Source organism: Pseudomonas sp. LBUM1652 (genome assembly GCF_059716105.1).
This window is the reverse complement of the sequence record NZ_CP166804.1, coordinates 3,290,471-3,309,179: the sequence shown is the minus strand read 5'-3', so window position 1 is coordinate 3,309,179 and position 18,709 is coordinate 3,290,471. Positions and strand designations below refer to the sequence as shown.

Genomic DNA, 18,709 nt, shown 5'->3' with positions numbered 1-18,709 from the left:
AGCACACAAAACCTGTGGGAGCGCTTGACCGATTGTCGCCGACGGTCGGTTTTCACACAGATCGTATGGTCTTTGTCTACAGTGAAAAAGTCGGCAGGCTTTCTGCCGCAACCGTGATTGTCCAGAAAAAGCCCGGCTCAAGTACCGGGTTCCACCTGATCAGGAGTGCACGATGGATCTCAGCCGTCGTCAATTCTTCAAGGTCGCCGGTATCGGCCTTGCAGGCTCTAGCCTGGGCGCGTTGGGCATGGCCCCGACGCAGGCCTTCGCCGAGCAGGTGCGTCACTTCAAGCTTGCCCACACCCATGAAACCCGCAACACCTGCCCGTATTGCTCGGTCGGTTGCGGCTTGATCATGTACAGCCAGGGCGATACCTCGAAGAACGTCGCGCAAAATATCATCCACATCGAGGGCGACGCCGACCATCCGGTCAATCGCGGCACCCTGTGTCCAAAAGGCGCGGGCCTGCTGGACTTCATTCACAGCCCGGGCCGCTTGCTGTATCCGCAAACGCGCAAACCCGGCAGCAGCGAATGGACGCGGATCAGTTGGGATGAAGCGCTGGATCGCGTCGCCGACCTGATGAAGGCTGACCGCGACGCCAACTTCATCGAGAAAAATGCCAACGGGCAAACGGTGAATCGCTGGGTTTCCAGCGGATTCCTCGCGGCCTCGGCGGCGTCCAACGAAGCGGGCTACATCACTCAGAAGGTGATTCGCAGTCTCGGCATGCTGGGGTTCGATAACCAGGCGCGTGTCTGACACGGCCCGACGGTGGCAAGTCTTGCCCCGACGTACGGCCGTGGTGCCATGACCAACACCTGGACCGATATCGCCAACGCGAATCTGATCCTGGTAATGGGTGGCAACGCAGCAGAAGCGCATCCGTGCGGCTTCAAATGGGTGACCGAGGCCAAAGCGCACAACGCCGCGCGGCTGATTGTGGTCGATCCGCGTTTTACCCGGACTGCTTCGGTGGCCGACTATTACGCGCCGATCCGTACCGGCACCGACATCGCCTTCATGGGCGGCTTGATCAATTACCTGCTGACCGAGGACAAGATCCAGCACGAATACGTGCGCAACTACACCGATGTCTCGTTCATCGTCAAAGCCGGCTACGGCTTCGAAGACGGGATTTTCAGTGGCTACGACGCAGCCAAACGCAGCTACACCGACAAGTCCGGCTGGGGCTACGAGTTGGGCGAGGACGGCTTTGTCAGAGTCGATCCGACTTTGCAGGACCCGCGCTGCGTCTATCAATTGATGAAGCAGCATTACAGCCGCTACAACATCGAACTGGCGAGCCAGATCTGCGGCATGCCGGTCGACGCCATGCAGAAAATCTGGGACGAAATCGCCACCTGCTCGACACCGGGCAAGACCATGACGATTCTCTACGCCCTCGGTTGGACGCAGCATTCCATCGGCGCGCAGATCATCCGCAGTGCGGCGATGGTGCAACTGCTGTTGGGCAACGTCGGCATGCCGGGCGGGGGCGTCAATGCCTTGCGCGGTCACTCCAATATCCAGGGGCTGACCGACCTTGGCCTGCTGTCCAATGCGCTGCCGGGTTATCTGACGTTGGGCACCGACACCGAGCAGGACTACAACGCCTTCATCAATAAACGCACGCAAGTACCGCTGCGTCCGGGGCAATTGTCTTACTGGCAGAACTACAGCAAGTTCCACGTCAGCCTGATGAAATCCTGGTACGGCGCCAACGCCACCGTCGAGAACAACTGGAATTACGACTACCTGCCGAAACTGGACATCCCCAACTACGACATCCTGAAAATGTTCGACCTGATGAGCCAGGGCAAGGTCAACGGTTACGTGTGTCAGGGGTTTAACCCGATTGCCGCGTTGCCGGACAAGAACCGGGTGATGGGCGCGCTGGCCAAACTCAAGTGGCTGGTGGTGATGGACCCGCTGGCCACCGAAACTTCGGAGTTCTGGCAAAACGTCGGGCCTTACAACGACGTTAAAAGCGAGGAGATCCAGACCGAAGTCATTCGCCTGCCGACCACCTGTTTTGCCGAGGAGGACGGCTCGCTGGTCAACAGCAGTCGCTGGTTGCAATGGCACTGGAAAGGCGCCGATGGCCCGGGCGAAGCGCAGACTGACATTCGCATCATGAGTGAACTGTTTCTGCGTCTGCGCAAGCGTTATCAGGCCGAGGGCGGCAAGTTCCCCGATCCGCTGTTGAAACTGTCGTGGCCGTACAAGATCCCCGACGAACCTTCGCCGGAAGAACTGGCCAAGGAACTCAACGGCAGCGCCACCACTGACATCACCGATGCCACCGGCGCGACAATCAAGGGCGGCACGCAACTGGCCGGGTTTGGTCAGCTCAAGGATGACGGCAGCACCGCGTCCGGTTGCTGGATCTTCGCCGGTAGCTGGACCGAGGCCGGCAACCAGATGGCGCGGCGGGACAACTCCGATCCGTATGGCATGCACCAGCATCTTGGCTGGGCGTGGGCGTGGCCGGCCAACCGGCGGATTCTCTACAACCGCGCTTCGGCGGACGTCGCGGGCAAACCGTGGGATCCGAAAAAGCGTCTCGTGTGGTGGAACGGCAAGGCCTGGGGCGGCACGGACGTGCCGGACTACAAGGCCGACGTGCCGCCTGAAGCCGGGATGAACCCGTTCATCATGAACCCCGAAGGCGTGGCGCGGTTCTTCGCCGTCGACAAGATGAACGAGGGGCCATTCCCAGAGCACTACGAGCCGTTCGAAACGCCGATCGGCATCAACCCGCTGCACCCGCAGAACAAGAAAGCCACCAGCAACCCGGCGGCGCGGATCTTCGATTCGGTCTGGGAAAGCCTCGGCGAAGCCAAGGACTTCCCGTACGCCGGTACCAGTTACCGGCTGACCGAGCATTTCCACTTCTGGAGCAAGCACTGCAAGTTGAACGCGATTGCTCAGCCTGAGCAGTTTGTCGAGATCGGCGAAGTGCTGGCGAAAGAGAAGGGCATTGCCGCCGGCGACAAGGTGCGGGTCAGCTGCAAACGCGGGTTCATTGAGGCGGTGGCGGTGGTGACGAAAAGGATCCGGCCGTTGCAGGTCAACGGCCAGGTCGTGCATCAGATCGGCATCCCGCTGCACTGGGGGTTCACCGGCCTGACGCGCCACGGTTACCTGACCAACACCCTGGTGCCGTTCCTCGGCGATGGCAATACACAGACCCCGGAATCCAAGTCATTCCTGGTCAACGTGGAGAAGCTCTGATGGAGAATCTTTAAATGGCCAGCCAAGACATTATTGCCCGCTCGGCCACCACCACAGTGCCGCCGTCGGTGAGGAATCAGGAGGCGGTGGCCAAGCTGATAGACACCACCAAATGCATCGGCTGCAAGGCCTGCCAGGTCGCGTGCTCGGAATGGAACGAGCTGCGCGACGAGGTTGGCCACAACCACGGCACCTACGACAATCCGCAGGATTTGAGCGCAGAAACCTGGACGCTGATGCGCTTCACCGAGCACGAAACCGACGCCGGCAACCTTGAGTGGCTGATCCGCAAGGACGGCTGCATGCACTGCGCCGAGCCCGGTTGTCTGGCGGCATGCCCGAGCCCAGGCGCGATTATCAAGCACGCCAACGGCATCGTCGATTTCGATCAGGATCACTGCATCGGCTGCGGTTATTGCATCACCGGTTGCCCGTTCAACATTCCGCGTATTTCGCAGAAGGATCACAAGGCCTACAAATGCACCTTGTGTTCGGATCGGGTCGCGGTCGGGCTGGAGCCGGCCTGCGTGAAAACCTGTCCGACCGGCGCCATCGTTTTCGGCACCAAGGAAGACATGAAGGAACACGCTGCCGAACGCATTGTCGATCTGAAAAGCCGTGGCTTTGAAAACGCCGGTTTGTACGACCCCGCAGGTGTCGGCGGCACTCACGTGATGTATGTGTTGCACCACGCCGACACACCGAAAATCTACGCCAATCTGCCGCAGGATCCGGCGATCAGTCCATTGGTGGGCCTGTGGAAAGGCATCAGTAAACCGCTGGGTCTGCTGGCCATGGGCGCCGCGGTGTTGGCCGGATTCTTCCACTACGTGCGTATCGGGCCGAACCGGGTCGAAGAGGATGACCTGCCGACGCCCCCCGACACCTCGGTGCATGTCGTCGATCCAGCGGTGCACACCTTCGATCCACGCGGGGAGGACCGGCCATGAGCAACAAGACGATCCTGCGATATACCGCCAACCAGCGCACCAATCACTGGCTGGTGGCGATTCTGTTCTTCATGGCCGGGCTATCGGGGCTGGCGTTGTTTCATCCGTCGATGTTCTGGCTGACTCACCTGTTTGGCGGCGGGCCGTGGACGCGGATTCTGCACCCGTTCATGGGTGTGGCGATGTTCGTGTTGTTTCTTGGTCTGGTGTTCAATTTCTGGCGTGCCAACTTCTTCATCGCCAACGACCGGCAGTGGCTGCGGCGCATCGACCGGGTGCTGGTCAACGACGAAGAAAGCGTGCCGGCGGTGGGCAAGTACAACGCCGGGCAAAAGCTGCTGTTCTGGACTTTACTGCTGTGCATGCTCGCTTTGTTGTTCACCGGGCTGGTGATCTGGCGCGCGTATTTCAGTGCGTTTTTCGGCATCACCGCGATCCGCTGGGCCATGCTCCTGCATGCGCTGGCCGGGTTTGTGCTGATTCTGAGCATCATCGTTCACATCTACGCCGGGCTGTGGATCAAGGGTTCGGTCGACGCGATGATGCACGGTTGGGTCAGCCGCGCCTGGGCGAAAAAACACCACGCACTCTGGTATCGCGACATCACCCGCGATGAACGCGATCCGGACGTGCCGGAGCGACCGATCACCAAAAAGGGCTGACCTTTGCCAACCATTCTCGAACCCGGACAAATCGAAGCAGCGGCCAGTTCGCCGCCGTTTCTGTATCTGCCACCGCACAACCTGTTTACCTTGCGCGCAGAGCGTCTGGAGCAATTGGCCGAAGGGCATCCGCTGGCCGAGTACCTGCGGCTGATCGCCGGTTTGTGCCGGGCGCAGCAGCAAGTGCTGGATGATCCACCTGCGACAGAACCGGTCGATCAGCAACGGCTTGAGCTGTGCCAGCAGCACGGCTTGCCGCCGTTCGCGGCTGATACCTTGATCCGCGAAGATGACTGGCAAGTCTGGCTTGACGCTTTGCTGCAACGCTATACGCCGCCCGAGCAACCCGCCGTGATCGATGCGCTCACCACGTTGCGCAGCGCCAGTCCCGGGCAACTGCGCGCCTGGGCCGTGGCGCTGGTCAGCGGCCAGTATTCGTTGGTGCCGGCGGCGCTGGTGCCGTTTCTCGGTGCGGCGTTACAAGCGGCATGGAGCCATTGGCTGCTCAGCGTCCCCAACCTGCAACTGACGCCAGGCAACAGCCTCAGCCAATGCCCGGCCTGTGGATCGCCCGCCATGGCCGGGGTTATCCGTCATCGCGGCAAACACAACGGTTTGCGCTATCTGGTGTGTTCGTTGTGCGCCTGTGAATGGCATGTGGTGCGGGTCAAATGCGTGTATTGCGAATCGAGCAAAGGCCTCGACTACCTGAGCCTTGAGGACGATCGCCACGCCGCCAATCAGGCGCCGCTGCGCGCCGAAGTCTGCCCGAGCTGCAACACGTATCTGAAATTGCTTTATCTGGAGAACGATGCCGACGGCGAAGCGCTGTCGGCGGATCTCACCAGCCTGTTGCTCGACATGCGTCTGGCCCAGGACGGCTATCAACGTCTGGCCCCGAATCTGTTGCTGGCCCCGGGAGACGAATGACCACAGCGTCTACACTCTGGCGCAGTGATCTGTTTCCAGGAGTGGCTGATGTCTTCGAGTGTTGCCCTGCGGTTGCCTTCCATTGATGGTTTGTTGCGTCACCCGGCGTGTCTGCCGCTGGCCGAGCGTCATGGGCGTGAGGCGCTGCTGGCGTGTTTGCGGCAGTTGCTGGATGAACTGCGTTCAGACGTGTTGAACGGGCAATTGTCGGCCGTTGAAATCAGTCCTGAAGTACTTGCGGGCCGCGTCGGCGAGCGCTTGGCCCAGCAGCAATGCAGCAACGTGCGCCGAGTGTTCAACCTGACCGGCACGGTGCTGCACACCAATCTCGGTCGCGCCTTGTTGCCGGACGAAGCCATCGAAGCCGTGCAGATGGCTGCGCGTTATCCGCTCAATCTGGAATTCGATCTGGCCAGCGGCAAGCGCGGCGATCGTGACGATTTGATCGAAGGCTTGATCCGCGAATTGACCGGCGCCGAAGCCGTCACCGTGGTCAACAACAATGCCGCCGCCGTCCTGCTGACACTTAACAGCCTTGGGGCGCGCAAGGAAGGCATCATCTCCCGTGGCGAGCTGATCGAGATCGGCGGCGCCTTCCGCATCCCCGACATCATGGCCCGCGCCAGCGTGCGCCTGCACGAAGTCGGCACCACCAATCGCACCCATGCCCGCGACTACGAAGCGGCGATCAGTCCGCGTAGCGGTTTGATCATGCGTGTGCATGCGAGCAACTACAGCATCGAAGGGTTTACCGCCAGCGTGCCGACAGCAGAACTGGCTGAGTTGGCCCATCGGCATGGCTTGCCGTTGCTGGAGGATCTGGGCAGCGGCAGTTTGCTGGATCTGACGAGGTGGGGTTTGCCAGCGGAGCCGACGGTGCGGCAGGCGTTGCTGGATGGCGCGGATATCGTCACCTTCAGCGGCGACAAATTGCTCGGCGGGCCGCAGGCTGGATTGATCGTTGGGCGTAAAGAGCTGATTGCGAAGATCAAGAAAAACCCGCTGAAGCGCGCGTTAAGGGTCGACAAACTGACCTTGGCGGCGCTGGAAGCGGTGCTCGGTTTGTATCGCGACCCGGATCGTCTCGCCGAGCGCTTACCGAGTTTGCGCCTGCTGACTCGCCCGCAAGCAGACATCTTCGCCCAGGCCTCTCGTTTGCAACCGGTGATGGCTGAAGTCTTGGGTGAACCGTGGCAAGTCAGCGCCGTTCAGGCCTTGGGCATGATCGGCAGTGGCAGCCAACCGGTGGCGCGGTTGCCGAGTGCGGCGCTCTGTTTGCGCCCGCACGTCTCCAAGCGTTTGCGCGGGCGCTTCCTGCTCAATCTGGAAGCCGCGTTGCGTGCGTTGCCAATCCCGGTGCTCGGGCGCATCGACGACGATGCGCTGTGGCTGGATCTGCGCCAACTCGACGATGAGCCAGCGTGGTTGGCGCAATTGCCGCACTTGCAGGTCGACCAGTGATCGTCGGCACAGCCGGGCACATCGACCATGGCAAGACGTCGCTGCTGCAAGCGCTGACCGGGCAGACCGGCGACCGCCGCCCGCAGGAACGCGAACGCGGCATGACCATCGACCTCGGTTATCTCTACGCCGAACTGCAACCCGGCGCCGGGCTGACTGGTTTTATCGATGTGCCGGGCCATGAAAAATTCACCCACAACATGCTTGCGGGGGCGCAGGGCATTGATCTGGTGTTGCTGGTGGTGGCAGCGGATGACGGTGTGATGCCGCAAACCCGCGAGCATCTGGCGATCGTCGAATTGCTCGGTATTCCCCAAGCGTTGGTGGCAATCACCAAGTGCGACCGGGTCGAGGCGGGCAGGGTGGAAGAGGTGCAGCGGCAGGTTCTGGATCTGCTGGAGGCCGGGCGGTTTGCCGAGGCGCCGATAGTACCCGTGTCAAGCGTGAGCGGGCAGGGTGTCGATGAGTTGCGTCAGGTTTTATTGGAATCACAAAGCGCAGTGCAGGCGCGCAGTCGTGAAGGCGGATTTCGGCTGGCCATCGACCGCGCCTTCAGCGTGGCCGGGGCCGGCATCGTGGTCACTGGCACGGCGCTGTCGGGGGTTGTTTCGGTAGAGGACAGGCTGGTTTTGGGGCCTCTGGGTAAAACCGTTCGGGTTCGCGGCCTGCACGCGCAGAATCAGCCGGCCGAGCAGGCGTTCGCCGGGCAACGGGTAGCCTTGAACATCAGTGGCGAGCGTTTGGCGCTGGAACAGATCCATCGCGGCCAATGGCTGCTGAGCGAGTGGCTGCACGCGCCGACGCAACGGATCGACATCGAATTTCACCTGTTGCCAGGCGAGCGCGCCTTTGAACACTTCCACCCGGTGCATCTGCATCTCGGTACGCAAGACGTGATCGCCCGCGTCGCCTTGCTTGAAGGTTCGCGCCTGAACCCCGGCGAGCGCATGTTCGCGCAACTCCTGATCAATGCGCCGGTGCAGGCGGTGAAGGGCGATCGGTTGATTCTGCGGGACTCCAGCGCCCAGCGTACCCTTGGCGGCGGTCAGGTGCTTGATCCGTTCGCGCCCGCCCGCCAGCGACGCAGCCCCGAACGACTGGCGCAACTTGAGGCGTTGGCGCGCAGCGAAAGTCTGGAACAGGCACTGCCGGTGTTGCTTGATCACAGCGCTGGCGGCCTCGATCCACAGCGACTCGAGCGCCAGTTCAATAGACTCTGCGCGGATTGGACGTTGCCGGAAAACGTCCGTCTGATCGACACCCGCCAAGGCCCGGTGCTGTTCAATCTCCAGCGCTGGGGGCAGTTGAAGTTCACGCTGCTTGAGCAACTGGCGAGGTTTCATGAACTGGAACCCGACCAGATGGGGCCGGATCGCGATCGTTTACGGCGCTTCAGTGGATTGGCGCTGGAGCGTTCGACGTTCGCCAGCCTGCTGGATGAACTGCGCGAAGCCGGCTCGATCAATGCCAGCGGGCCGTGGCTGCATCTGCCGGAGCATCAGGTGCGCTTGAATGCCGAAGACGAAACCCTGTGGCAGCAACTGCAACCGCTGTTCGAACAGGCCGGATTCGATCCGCCGTGGGTGCGCGACCTAGCCAAAGGTGTTGGCGAGGACGACGCCGTCGTACGTCTGCTGCTGCGCAAACTGGCGCGGCTGGGTTTGATGCATCAGGTGGTGCGTGATCTGTTTATAACTGACGGAGAGTTGCAACGGATGGCCACCATCCTGCTGCAACTGGCCAACGAAAATCCCCAGATCCAGGTGACAACCTTCCGCGATGCGCTAGGCTTGGGACGCAAGCGATCTATCCAGTACCTCGAATACTTCGACCGCCTCGGCCTGACCCGGCGCATCGGCGAAGCCAGACAGATCCGCTCCGACAACGCGCTGGCCAACCCCGGCGCAACTTGAGTTCAAAGGAAGGCAATCGCGCCCGGTGGCGCGGCCGGGCTTCAAACCCGGTTGGGGACGGCATCCGTTCCCGGGCAGGTTCGACTCCGGCTGCCTTCCGCCAATTTAAAGTCAAAACCCCAACGGGTACTGAACCAACACATATACCCGGTCAATGTCATCCCCCGCCTGCGCTTCATTGGCCCGGTGCGAAACATGTGAAACCTGCACCGACAAGTCCTTCGCGGCACCCGACTGGACGATGTACTTCAAATCAATGTCGCGCTCCCAATGCTTGCCACCATCACCTTGCTGCGGCTGATATTCATCGCTTTCAGCATCGAACGGGTTGTACGCGCCGCCTCTGGGGGCGTGGGTGCCGTCGATGTGGTTGCCAGAAACGTAGCGGGTCATGAAGTTGAGGCCGGGGATGCCGAACGCGCCCAGGTCAAGGTCGTAGCGTGCTTGCCAGGAGCGCTCACCGGCGCCGTTGAAGTCGGCGTATTTGATCGAGTTGGCCAGATAGATGGAGTCGCCACCGACGAAATCGAACGGTGTGTCGCCATTGATCCGCTGCCAGCCGAGCATCACAGCGTGTGGGCCGAAGGTGTATTTGCCGGACAGGCTGAATGCCGTGTTGTCGATTTCACCGGCCAGCGCCTTGCCTGTGTCGCGGGTGTGATAGAGGTTGGCGTCGAGGAACACGCCCGACTGCTTGAAATGCAGATTGCCGTAGTACTGATGCCAGGTGTCCTTCAATTCAGACGCGTACAGCGCACCGCCCAACGGGTTGTCGCCGAACAGGTCGGCGCCGAGAAAGCTGATGGAGCCGTGTTCGGTGTTGGCACCGTAGCCGTAAAAGTCGCCTTTGCCGGAAGAACTGTCCTGATTCTTGAACGCGGTGAAATGCCCGGCCTGCAGATTGACGTTGTCGATTTCCCGGCTGTTGAGCAGAAAACCCGTGGCGTACTCCGGTTGCAGACGTTTGTCGGAGGTGTCGAAGACCGGCGTTTCCACGGTCATTTCGCCGAACGCCAGGGTGGTGCGTGATGCCTTCAATTTGAGGGCGCCACCGGCGCTGGAATAGTTGTTTTCGCTGCGACCATCACTGTCGACCGGCAGTAATCCAGTACCGGAGTGGCCTCTGCCGCCGTCCAGTTTCAGGCCGGTAAAAGCATGTGCGTCGATGCCAAACCCGACCGTCCCGGGTGTGAATCCAGATGAGAAAGTACCGATAAACCCTTGTGCCCATTCCTGTTTGTAGTTCTTGCCGGCGGGTGAGGGTGAGCGGTAGTCGTTGCTCAGATAGAAGTTGCGAAGGAGCACTTCAGACTTGGCATCGTCGAAAAAACCGCTCGCGGTAGCCGATTCGGTCAGCCCGCACAGCAGCAATAAGACGGTGATTTGCGATGGCGAGAAATCGATCATGGTCTGTGGCCAGCAATAAAGAATGTGGCACTGATGATCAAGGGATTGTGGGGGTGGAGATTGAGCGAGTGTGCTCAGTTGTTATGAGAACAAGCACGCAGGCATCCAGGGCGTGCTCACAATGATGACAGCACACAAAAACCTGTAGGAGCTGCGGCACGCTGCGATCTTTTGATCCTGATCTCTAAAATCAAAATCAAAAGATCGCAGCGTGCCGCAGCTCCTACAGAGATATCGGCGTTATGACAACGGTGGCGTGCGTGGCGGGATCATTCGCTTGCTGCCCGTCGATTCAAATGCCGCTGCCAGGCGCAACAGGCTCGAATCGTCGTAGGCACGACCGGCGAAGGTCAGACCGACCGGCATGCCGATGTCGGCCATCACGCCCAACGGCACGGTGACGGTCGGTACGCCGAGGTGGCGAATGGCGAGGTTGCCGTTGGCGACCCAGATGCCGTTGCTCCAGGCGATGTCGGCTGATGCCGGGTTGACGTCCGCATCTGCCGGGCCGACGTCGGCGACGGTCGGGAACAGCACGGCGTCGAGGCCGAGTTTGTCCATCCAGTCTTCGAGGTCGATGCGACGGGTTTGCTCCAGACCGCGCAGGCCATCGGGCACGGTGGAGATTTCATTCCAAGGCGTGATGCCGCGCTCGGCCATGCGCACGTATTCGTCCATGCCGGCAACGAGATCGCCCTCACGGTTGGGCAGGGTGCCCGGCTCGTGCGGGAAGATTTTCGGCCCGTCGACGTCCACCAGACGATTGAGTTTCGGATCACCGTTGGCTTGCAGGAAGTCATCGAACGCCCACGCGGTCAGATCCCACAGTTCATGATGGAGAAACTCTTTCGAGACCAGACCACGGGTGAACACGGTCGGCGCACCGGGACGGTCGCCTTCACAGTTGGAGACCAGCGGGAAGTCGGTTTCGATGACTTCGGCGCCGGCGGCTTCGAGGGCCTGACGCGCCTGTTTCCAAAGGTCGATCACCGATTCGCGGGTGTTGATGCGCTGGCCGGTCGGGCCGCCGATACCCGGTGCTTCGCTGGTGCCAGCCTCAGGGTCGGCATTGATGAACATGCGCGGCACGGCGAAACGTTTGCCGGCGAGCGCATTAGCGTCGGCAGCCAGTTCAGCGTAAGCGGCGGGGCGCACGGAATTGACGCTGGGGATCGGCACCCAGGGTTGCAGACGCCACAGATCACCACGGGTGTCCGGGTCTTCGGCGACAACGATGTCGAGCACTTCCAGCAGGTCGGCCATGGTGCGGGCGTAGGGCACCACGACGTCCATGGTCGGGGTCAACGGCCAGTTACCGCGCACCGAGATCACCCCGCGCGAAGGCGTGTAGGCGCACAAACCGTTGTTCGACGCAGGGCCGCGCCCGCTGGACCAGGTTTCTTCGGCCAGACCAAACGCAGCAAAACTGGCGGCTGTAGCAGTGCCGGCGCCATTGGACGAACCGGAAGCGAATGGAGCCGTGAGGTAATCGGCGTTGTACGGGCTCTCGGCGCGGCCATAAACCCCGCGCTGCATCCCGCCATTGGCCATCGGCGGCATGTTGGTCTTGCCCAGGCAAATCGCCCCGGCACCACGCAGGCGCTCGATGGTGAAGGCGTCGCGATAGGCGACCAGATCGACGAAGGCCGGGCTGCCAGACGCCGCCGTCAGGCCTTTGACCAGATAACTGTCTTTTGCGGTGTAAGGAATGCCATCGAGAGGGCTGAGCGTTTCGCCTTTGGCGCGGCGGGCGTCGGAGGCCTGCGCTTCGTTCAGCGCTTCGGGATTGCGCACCACAACAGCGTTTAGCGCAGTCGGGGTGTCGGCGCCATCGTAGGCATCAATGCGGGCCAGGTAGGCCTGCACCAATTCAATCGAGGTGGTCTGGCCGGATTCAAGCGCAGCGCGCAGGTCGGCGATGGAAACTTCGGTGACTTCGATCATGCGGTCACCGCCGTTTGCAGTTGAGCGTTGGAAAAGATGGTCATAGCGGTTCTCGTGGCACGGCTTTAAGCGACAAGGTTAAGACTGGCGCCTATTTAACACCATGCTGCGCGCGGAGTAATCGGTGGGATTGATCGGCCACCGATTTTCTCGTGGGTCGGCCCCTTCGCGAGCACCACATCATTCAAGCTACAAAACACCATACCAGTCGATATTGACGTGGCGGCGACGTTGTTCAATCAATATGCGTTTATTCGCTTGGCGCCTGAGGCGACGTGGGACAGAGAGGCGCATGCCCGGCACATGCGCAGTGTTTTGGCCTTAATCTGCCACGGCATTTTGAGTAGCGCCGAGTAATCGAACGTTGAGATTTGAAACCATCCAAGGAGCAGGTCACATGACCATACCGGATCAGGAAGCATGGAATGCGTGGACACCCGATGAGTTATCGCAGCGACTGAAACAGGTCTCACGTCCTTGGTCGGTGGTGGGTGGCTGGGCGATTGACTTGTGGTTGGGGCGCCAGACCCGGGCTCACGGTGATCTGGAATTCACCGTCCTGCGTGATGATTTTTCCCGCTTCAGGCAAGCGTTGGAGGCTCTTCAGTTCTACACCGTCAGGGACGGAACTCTGGAATTTCTGCCGGCAGATCGTATGCCCGGCGAGGAGGTTTTTCAGGTTTGGGGATTTGATACCGTGGCCAATGCCTGGCGAGTGGACGTGATGCTTGAATCCGGTACTTCGGACACTTGGGTCTATAAAAGAGATGCCTCGATTGTCTACCCACGTACCGAAATGGTTGGCCTGAGTGCCGCAGGGATTCCTTATTTAAAACCTGCGGCAATCTTGCTGTTCAAGGCCAAATACACCCGACCCAAAGATCAGATCGACTTCAGCCAGGCATTGCCGAACTTGTCCTTCGAAGACCGGCAATGGCTGTCTCGACACCTGGCGCTACTGCACCCGGATCACCCGTGGATTAACGATTGTCTTACTCGTTAATCCGCGGATGCTGCTGCACCAGATTCTTGCGCTTGGCCTCCAACTCGGCGATCTCGGCGTCGATGTCTTCGATCTTCTGCTCGATGTTGTCGTGATGTTCCTGCAGCAGCTCCTTCGCTTCCTCAAGATCGGAAGCCGCGGGAGCCGCGCCGCGCAGTGGTTTGTTCGCGGTTTCTTTCATGGTCACGCCAGTGACCAGGCCGACCACGGCAATCACCATCAGGTAATACGCCGGCATGTACAGGTCGTTGGTGCTTTCCACCAGCCAGGCCACGACGGTCGGGGTCAGACCCGCGATCAGTACCGAAACGTTGAAAGCTGCCGCCAGCGCGCTGTAGCGAATGTGGGTGGGGAACATCGCCGGCAGGGTCGAGGCCATCACGCCGATGAAGAAGTTCAGCAGCACCGCCAGCATCAGCAGGCCGGCGAAAATCAGGCCGATCTTGCCGCTGTTGATCAGCATGAACGCCGGAATGGCGAGGATAAACAGGCCGATACTGCCGACAACAATGAAAGGCTTGCGGCCGATTTTGTCGCTGACAAAGCCAATCAGCGGCTGCACAAACAACATGCCAACCATGATCGCGATGATGATCAGCACCCCACGGTTTTCGCTGTAGTGCAGGTTATGCGACAGATAACTCGGCATGTAGGTGAGCAGCATGTAGTACGTGACGTTGGTCACGGCCACCACGCCAATGCAAGTCATCAGGCTGCGCCAGTGTTTGGTGGCGACTTCCTTGAACGACACTTTCGGGCCGCCGGCCAGACCTTCGCGGTCGCCTTGTTCGAGTTGTTCCACGTGCTGCTGGAAAGCCGGGGTTTCTTCGAGGGCGTGACGCAGATACAGACCGATCATGCCCAGCGGCAGGGCGAGGAAGAACGGCAGACGCCAGCCCCATTCCTCGAACTTGGCTTCGCCCAGCGTGGTGGAGATCAACACCACGACACCGGCACCGAGCACAAAACCGGCAATCGAGCCGAAGTCCAGCCAGCTACCGAGAAACCCGCGTTTGCGGTCGGGTGCATATTCGGCGACGAAGATCGAGGCGCCGGTGTATTCGCCACCGACCGAGAAGCCTTGGGCCATTTTCGCCAGCAACAACAGGATCGGCGCCCAGATGCCAATCGAGGCATAGGACGGAATCAAGCCGATGGCGAAGGTGCTCAGCGACATGATGACGATGGTCGCGGCGAGGACTTTCTGCCGCCCGTATTTGTCACCCAATGCACCGAAGAACAGTCCGCCCAAAGGCCGGATCAGGAAGGGCACGGAGAACGTCGCCAATGCGGCGATCATTTGCGTGCCGGGATCTGCACCGGGGAAAAACACCTTGCCGAGGACATAGGCAACAAAGCCGTAGACCCCAAAGTCGAACCATTCCATGGCATTGCCGAGCGCCGCCGCCGTGATGGCTTTGCGCATCTTCGCGTCGTCGACGATGGTGATGTCTTTCAGGCCGATCGGTTTGACGCTGTTTTTACGTGATTTCATCCGGGTTTTCTCTGTTGCTGATCCATTTGCCGCTTCGATGCCAGCTCTTTGATGGCGCGTGCTCTTTGGCTCAGATACATGCGGACACGAAATAATTCACCGCTAACTGCTTTTTTCCCTACCGGAACTGCCGAAAACGACAAAACCCGCCGTCCCGATTGAACGGGGCGGTGGTTTTTTATGCCTGAAGACATGTGTTGCCGGTGAGACCGCTTTCGCGAGCAGGCTCGCTCCCACATTGGAGCGCGGTCAACGGTGGGAGCGAGCCTGCTCGTGAAGGGGCCGGAGTTGACACCGAAAGGCTCAGCCCCTGTTCACCACATCGAGGTCAGCCCGGCAACTCCAGATTATCCAGCACCCGATTCACCGCCAGTTCTCCCAACATGATCAGTTGCGCAATGCCCTGCAGCGTCCTGCGCTGCGACGCGGGTACGAGATGGGCAAAGTCATTGGCGATGGTTCTTGCCGAAGCCAGAGTTCCGCAGGCATCGGCTAGCAACTCCTCGTTTTTGAAGTCCGCGGTCACGGCGTACATCCTGCGGGTTTTACGTGGCGGCGGCGTGGAACCGGGTGGGCAGAGGTAGTGATCGAGCGCGCGGTCTGCGGCTTCGTTGAGCTTTTTCGAATCGAGGGATTCGTAGGGGGAAGTGGGGTCGGTTTCGGGTGGGTTAGGTGTTGGTTTGATCATGGTGAAGCTCCTAGAGTCGATGGAGCCGCCACATTTCGCTGCGATACGAAAAGGAGGTGGCAGCTATACGCGGGTCGCAGACCGGGACTCTAGAACCGGCAGACCCGAAGGTCTCCCACGTACAGCCGCCATAAATAAGGACGGGTGTTGTGCGTCTAGAGGTCAACGGGCTGCGAGACCCGACCGCTGATATGTCAGCGACCGACCCACAATAGACACCACCCCAAAGGCGCACAAGCCGGCGGATTCTGGCGTAGCTGTAGGCAATTACGCAAGGTTGTGTAGCCTCGGACGCGTGTCTGAAGGTGTCTTTTAAACGTGGCTGTTTAAGGCTGCGATCTTTTGATCTCGCCTTGCGAAAACAACAAAACCCGCCGTCCCGATTGAACGGGGCGGCGGGTTTTTTCATGTCTGAAGACAGGTGGTGACTGTGGCGCCGCCTTCGCGAGCAGGCTCGCTCCCACATTGGAGCGCGGTCAACGGTGGGAGCGAGCCTGCTCGCGAAGGCGCCGGAGTTGACACCGAAAGGCTCAGCCCCTGTTCACCACATCGAGGTCAGCCCGGCAACTCCAGATTATTCAGCACCCGATTCACCGCCAGTTCTCCCAACATGATCAGTTGCGCAATGCCCTGCAACGTCCTGCGCTGCGGCGCGGGTACGAGATGAGCGAAGTCATTGGCGATGGTTCTTGCCGAAGCCAGAGTTCCGCAGGCATCGGCCAGCAACTCCTCGTTTTTGAAGTCCGCGGTCACGGCGTACATCCTGCGGGTTTTACGTGGCGGCGGCGTGGAACCGGGTGGGCAGAGGTAGTGATCGAGCGCGCGGTCGGCGGCTTCGTTGAGCTTTTTCGAATCGAGGGATTCGTAGGGGGAAGTGGGGTCGGTTTCGGGCGGGTTAGGTGTTGGTTTGATCATGGTGAAGCTCCTTGAGAAAAATGGAGCCGTCAGCTATCGCTGCTAAACGAAGAGGTGGCGGCTGTACGCGGGTTAGCAGACCAGGCTCAAGGATCCCGGCGCACCGAAGTGCCCCACGCAAAGCCGCCATAACGTAATAGCGGAACCTGCGTGCCTTGAGAATTGCCGGGCTGCTAAACCCGATCACTGAGAAATCAGCGACGGCTCAACAATAGGCCCCACCCCCAAGGCGCACAAGCCGGCGGATTCTGGCGGAGCTGTAGGCAATTACGCAAGGTTGTGTAGCCTCGGACACGTGTCTGGAGGTGTCTTTTAAACGTGGCAGTTTAGATCAAAAGATCGCAGCCTTCGGCAGCTCCTACATAGGCCGGTGTAGGAGCTGCCGAAGGCTGCGATCTTTTGATCTGTCTTCTGAAACAACGCCTAATTCGTCAGAGAAACGACGATGTCCAGCGCACAGATCGGCAGGTAAATCAGGGTAATGGTCGTATAAGTCTTGCGTGATTTCGCCGCGAAGGCGCAGAGCGGAAGAATGATCATCAACACATCCAACACCCCCCACAGCGCAATCGGTGAGGCTTGAAACAGGAAGACATTGACGATCAGCCCGAGCAACAGATAAGTCGACAACGAGAGCAGGGCGTAGCGACCATCCTGCTCGAAATAGACCCGCAGGCCGTTCTGCTCATCCTCACTGCGGCTCGGCAGCAACAGCGCCGACGAGACAAACAACGACAGCGCCAATACCACCAGTAACAAAAACTCCGCGAACGAAAACGTCGACTTGATCTGCGGCAGTGAATTGACCGCCCACCAAAAGTCCAGTTGGGTGGCGAACAACGTAATGGCCCAGACCAACGCCACCCAATCCGGCGCCGCCGCCCGGCGGATACGAAACACCGTCAACGCGCCAAGCAGCAGCCGAGTGACGGACAGCCCCAGAATCATCGAGAGAACCGTTGCAACGATAGGGAAGTTGCTCATCATCAGTCGTGGCCCGTGTTATGCAAATAGCTGCACATCACGGTAGACGAGAAAACGGGCGCACTAACGCCCAATTGCCAAATACGATTGCCCCAAATCGCTGGCCCAACCCTCCAGCACCACCTTCACGTCATCGGCCGTCAGCACCTGTTTGTCGTTCTCCAGCGGCATGCCGGTGCCCTTGCGCACGACCTCTGCGACGACTTCCCCGGTCGAGCCGTCCTCGAACGACACTTCCGTGAAAATTTCACTGTCCTGATCGCGGATGCCGACGGCGGTGCTTACCCCGGCCGCGACCAGCGTGACCGGCAGCCATTCATAAAACCGCAAGCCTTGGGTGCTGGCACTGACCCGGGTGATAGCCGGCCTGACGATCAGCGTATTCGGACCGGGTGTTGACACCAGTTGCAGCACCTTGCCCAATTCGTGCCTGAGGGCCGCATCGTAATAGTCAGTCACACCGGAGAGCGTGCTCATTGGAATCCGGGCGGTCGGCTCTACGCTGGGGTAAAACTGGCTTGGTGCAAGATAGGCCTGGGTGTAACGCGCCCTGGCCAATGCCGGGCTGACCCAGACCATTACATCCTGTCCCGACGGCGACTTGTGCTCCTTCAATACGCTGTAGTCGTGCAGAAACCCGGTATGTTCGACCTTTTGGCTGCTGCAAGCCGACAGACTCAGGGACGCCGTACACAACACCGTCATCAGGCAATGGCTTCTCATCAATGGGATTCCTTGTGCTTTGGCGGGGTGTCTTGCGAACACTCGATGTGCAACTGGCCGTGGCTCATGATCCAGTGGATGAGCTCGGCGGTCGGAATCGAATGGGCGTACTCGACCCATTGCGCGTTGGCCGGGCTGTACTGTTCGAAATAGCGGCGCAGGACGATGCGGCTCTGATCGCTGGCCAGCCCGAGGCAGAACTCTTGAAAGAGGATCGGCGTATCCTCCGTGGGCGCCGTGGTGCGTTGGCTGAGGATCAACGGATACTTGGCGTTATGGCCGTCGGCGGTGTAGCGGCTATGTAAAACCTTCATGAAAAGCCCCCTGAGTTGGAATGCGTGCAGGGTGCCCCAGGGATTTTGCCGGACGATGTCCGGTTGATGTCCGTGGTGAAGG

15 protein-coding genes and 1 tRNA gene are annotated in these 18,709 nt (G+C 60.2%); 8 read left to right on the top strand and 8 right to left on the bottom strand.

Annotated features, from left to right (window positions below; all coding sequences use genetic code 11):
- Window positions 1-172: 172 nt before the first annotated feature.
- The 7 genes from fdnG to ACA069_RS14945 all read left to right on the top strand — a co-directional run bounded on the left by fdnG (window position 173) and on the right by ACA069_RS14945 (window position 9,257).
- On the top strand, window positions 173-3,238 hold the full coding sequence (gene fdnG / locus ACA069_RS14975) for a formate dehydrogenase-N subunit alpha (RefSeq protein ID WP_497614036.1): 3,066 nt from the start codon (window positions 173-175) through the stop codon (window positions 3,236-3,238).
- A gap of 14 nt (window positions 3,239-3,252) precedes the next feature.
- Window positions 3,253-4,188: a formate dehydrogenase subunit beta gene (fdxH, locus tag ACA069_RS14970; RefSeq protein ID WP_187681316.1), complete on the top strand. Its 936-nt coding sequence runs from the start codon at window positions 3,253-3,255 to the stop codon at window positions 4,186-4,188.
- Window positions 4,185-4,850: a formate dehydrogenase subunit gamma gene (locus ACA069_RS14965; RefSeq protein WP_497614034.1), complete on the top strand. Its 666-nt coding sequence runs from the start codon at window positions 4,185-4,187 to the stop codon at window positions 4,848-4,850. Before fdxH ends, ACA069_RS14965 begins: the two co-directional genes overlap by 4 nt.
- 3 nt (window positions 4,851-4,853) lie before the next feature.
- Complete coding sequence (gene fdhE / locus ACA069_RS14960) at window positions 4,854-5,780, top strand: formate dehydrogenase accessory protein FdhE (RefSeq protein ID WP_401264051.1); 927 nt, start codon at window positions 4,854-4,856, stop codon at window positions 5,778-5,780.
- A 48-nt stretch (window positions 5,781-5,828) separates the two neighbouring features.
- Entirely contained in the window at window positions 5,829-7,241 is a 1,413-nt protein-coding gene (selA, locus tag ACA069_RS14955; RefSeq protein ID WP_497614032.1) for an L-seryl-tRNA(Sec) selenium transferase, read from the top strand.
- Window positions 7,238-9,154 (top strand): selenocysteine-specific translation elongation factor, encoded by a 1,917-nt coding sequence (gene selB / locus ACA069_RS14950; protein ID WP_497618249.1) that lies wholly within the window; start codon window positions 7,238-7,240, stop codon window positions 9,152-9,154. Before selA ends, selB begins: the two co-directional genes overlap by 4 nt.
- 7 nt (window positions 9,155-9,161) lie before the next feature.
- Window positions 9,162-9,257 (top strand) — tRNA-Sec (locus tag ACA069_RS14945).
- 8 nt (window positions 9,258-9,265) lie between these two features.
- On the opposite strand, the gene ACA069_RS14940 is transcribed toward ACA069_RS14945, so the two are convergent.
- Together ACA069_RS14940 and ACA069_RS14935 are read right to left on the bottom strand one after the other, a co-directional pair.
- Window positions 9,266-10,561 (bottom strand): OprD family porin, encoded by a 1,296-nt coding sequence (locus ACA069_RS14940; RefSeq protein WP_497614031.1) that lies wholly within the window; start codon window positions 10,559-10,561, stop codon window positions 9,266-9,268.
- Between the two features lie 240 nt (window positions 10,562-10,801).
- Window positions 10,802-12,505: an amidase gene (locus ACA069_RS14935; RefSeq protein ID WP_497614029.1), complete on the bottom strand. Its 1,704-nt coding sequence runs from the start codon at window positions 12,503-12,505 to the stop codon at window positions 10,802-10,804.
- A gap of 397 nt (window positions 12,506-12,902) precedes the next feature.
- Here ACA069_RS14935 and ACA069_RS14930 point away from each other — a divergent pair, with 397 nt between their 5' ends.
- Window positions 12,903-13,508, top strand: a complete 606-nt coding sequence (locus ACA069_RS14930; protein WP_489880445.1) for a nucleotidyltransferase domain-containing protein — start codon at window positions 12,903-12,905, stop codon at window positions 13,506-13,508.
- Here the strand turns inward: ACA069_RS14930 and proP are convergent.
- From proP to ACA069_RS14900, 6 genes are all read right to left on the bottom strand, one after another.
- Window positions 13,498-15,003, bottom strand: a complete 1,506-nt coding sequence (proP, locus tag ACA069_RS14925; protein WP_187679830.1) for a glycine betaine/L-proline transporter ProP — start codon at window positions 15,001-15,003, stop codon at window positions 13,498-13,500. The genes ACA069_RS14930 and proP overlap by 11 nt on opposite strands.
- A 328-nt stretch (window positions 15,004-15,331) precedes the next feature.
- Window positions 15,332-15,691: a DUF6124 family protein gene (locus ACA069_RS14920; RefSeq protein WP_187679832.1), complete on the bottom strand. Its 360-nt coding sequence runs from the start codon at window positions 15,689-15,691 to the stop codon at window positions 15,332-15,334.
- Between the two features lie 555 nt (window positions 15,692-16,246).
- The gene (locus ACA069_RS14915; RefSeq protein ID WP_497614026.1) at window positions 16,247-16,606 is read right to left on the bottom strand and encodes a DUF6124 family protein; all 360 of its coding nucleotides are present in this window, start codon (window positions 16,604-16,606) and stop codon (window positions 16,247-16,249) included.
- 423 nt (window positions 16,607-17,029) lie between these two features.
- Window positions 17,030-17,590 (bottom strand): hypothetical protein, encoded by a 561-nt coding sequence (locus ACA069_RS14910; protein ID WP_489880446.1) that lies wholly within the window; start codon window positions 17,588-17,590, stop codon window positions 17,030-17,032.
- Window positions 17,591-17,653: 63 nt separating this feature from the next.
- On the bottom strand, window positions 17,654-18,313 hold the full coding sequence (locus ACA069_RS14905; protein WP_497614024.1) for a DUF3313 domain-containing protein: 660 nt from the start codon (window positions 18,311-18,313) through the stop codon (window positions 17,654-17,656).
- Window positions 18,313-18,627 carry a hypothetical protein gene (locus ACA069_RS14900; protein ID WP_187679835.1) on the bottom strand — a complete coding sequence of 105 codons (315 nt, stop codon included), beginning with the start codon at window positions 18,625-18,627 and terminating at the stop codon, window positions 18,313-18,315. Before ACA069_RS14900 ends, ACA069_RS14905 begins: the two co-directional genes overlap by 1 nt.
- Window positions 18,628-18,709: the final 82 nt, after the last annotated feature.

What these genes read in the sequence shown, in the direction of transcription:
- fdxH (WP_187681316.1), top strand. Translation starts at nt 3,253, where the DNA reads ATGGCCAGCCAAGACATTATTGCCCGCTCGGCCACCACCACAGTGCCG.
- ACA069_RS14965 (WP_497614034.1), top strand. Translation starts at nt 4,185, where the DNA reads ATGAGCAACAAGACGATCCTGCGATATACCGCCAACCAGCGCACCAAT.
- selA (WP_497614032.1), top strand. Translation starts at nt 5,829, where the DNA reads ATGTCTTCGAGTGTTGCCCTGCGGTTGCCTTCCATTGATGGTTTGTTG.
- ACA069_RS14940 (WP_497614031.1), bottom strand. Translation starts at nt 10,561, where the DNA reads ATGATCGATTTCTCGCCATCGCAAATCACCGTCTTATTGCTGCTGTGC.
- ACA069_RS14935 (WP_497614029.1), bottom strand. Translation starts at nt 12,505, where the DNA reads ATGATCGAAGTCACCGAAGTTTCCATCGCCGACCTGCGCGCTGCGCTT.
- ACA069_RS14930 (WP_489880445.1), top strand. Translation starts at nt 12,903, where the DNA reads ATGACCATACCGGATCAGGAAGCATGGAATGCGTGGACACCCGATGAG.
- proP (WP_187679830.1), bottom strand. Translation starts at nt 15,003, where the DNA reads ATGAAATCACGTAAAAACAGCGTCAAACCGATCGGCCTGAAAGACATC.
- ACA069_RS14920 (WP_187679832.1), bottom strand. Translation starts at nt 15,691, where the DNA reads ATGATCAAACCAACACCTAACCCACCCGAAACCGACCCCACTTCCCCC.
- ACA069_RS14915 (WP_497614026.1), bottom strand. Translation starts at nt 16,606, where the DNA reads ATGATCAAACCAACACCTAACCCGCCCGAAACCGACCCCACTTCCCCC.
- ACA069_RS14910 (WP_489880446.1), bottom strand. Translation starts at nt 17,590, where the DNA reads ATGAGCAACTTCCCTATCGTTGCAACGGTTCTCTCGATGATTCTGGGG.
- ACA069_RS14905 (WP_497614024.1), bottom strand. Translation starts at nt 18,313, where the DNA reads ATGAGAAGCCATTGCCTGATGACGGTGTTGTGTACGGCGTCCCTGAGT.
- ACA069_RS14900 (WP_187679835.1), bottom strand. Translation starts at nt 18,627, where the DNA reads ATGAAGGTTTTACATAGCCGCTACACCGCCGACGGCCATAACGCCAAG.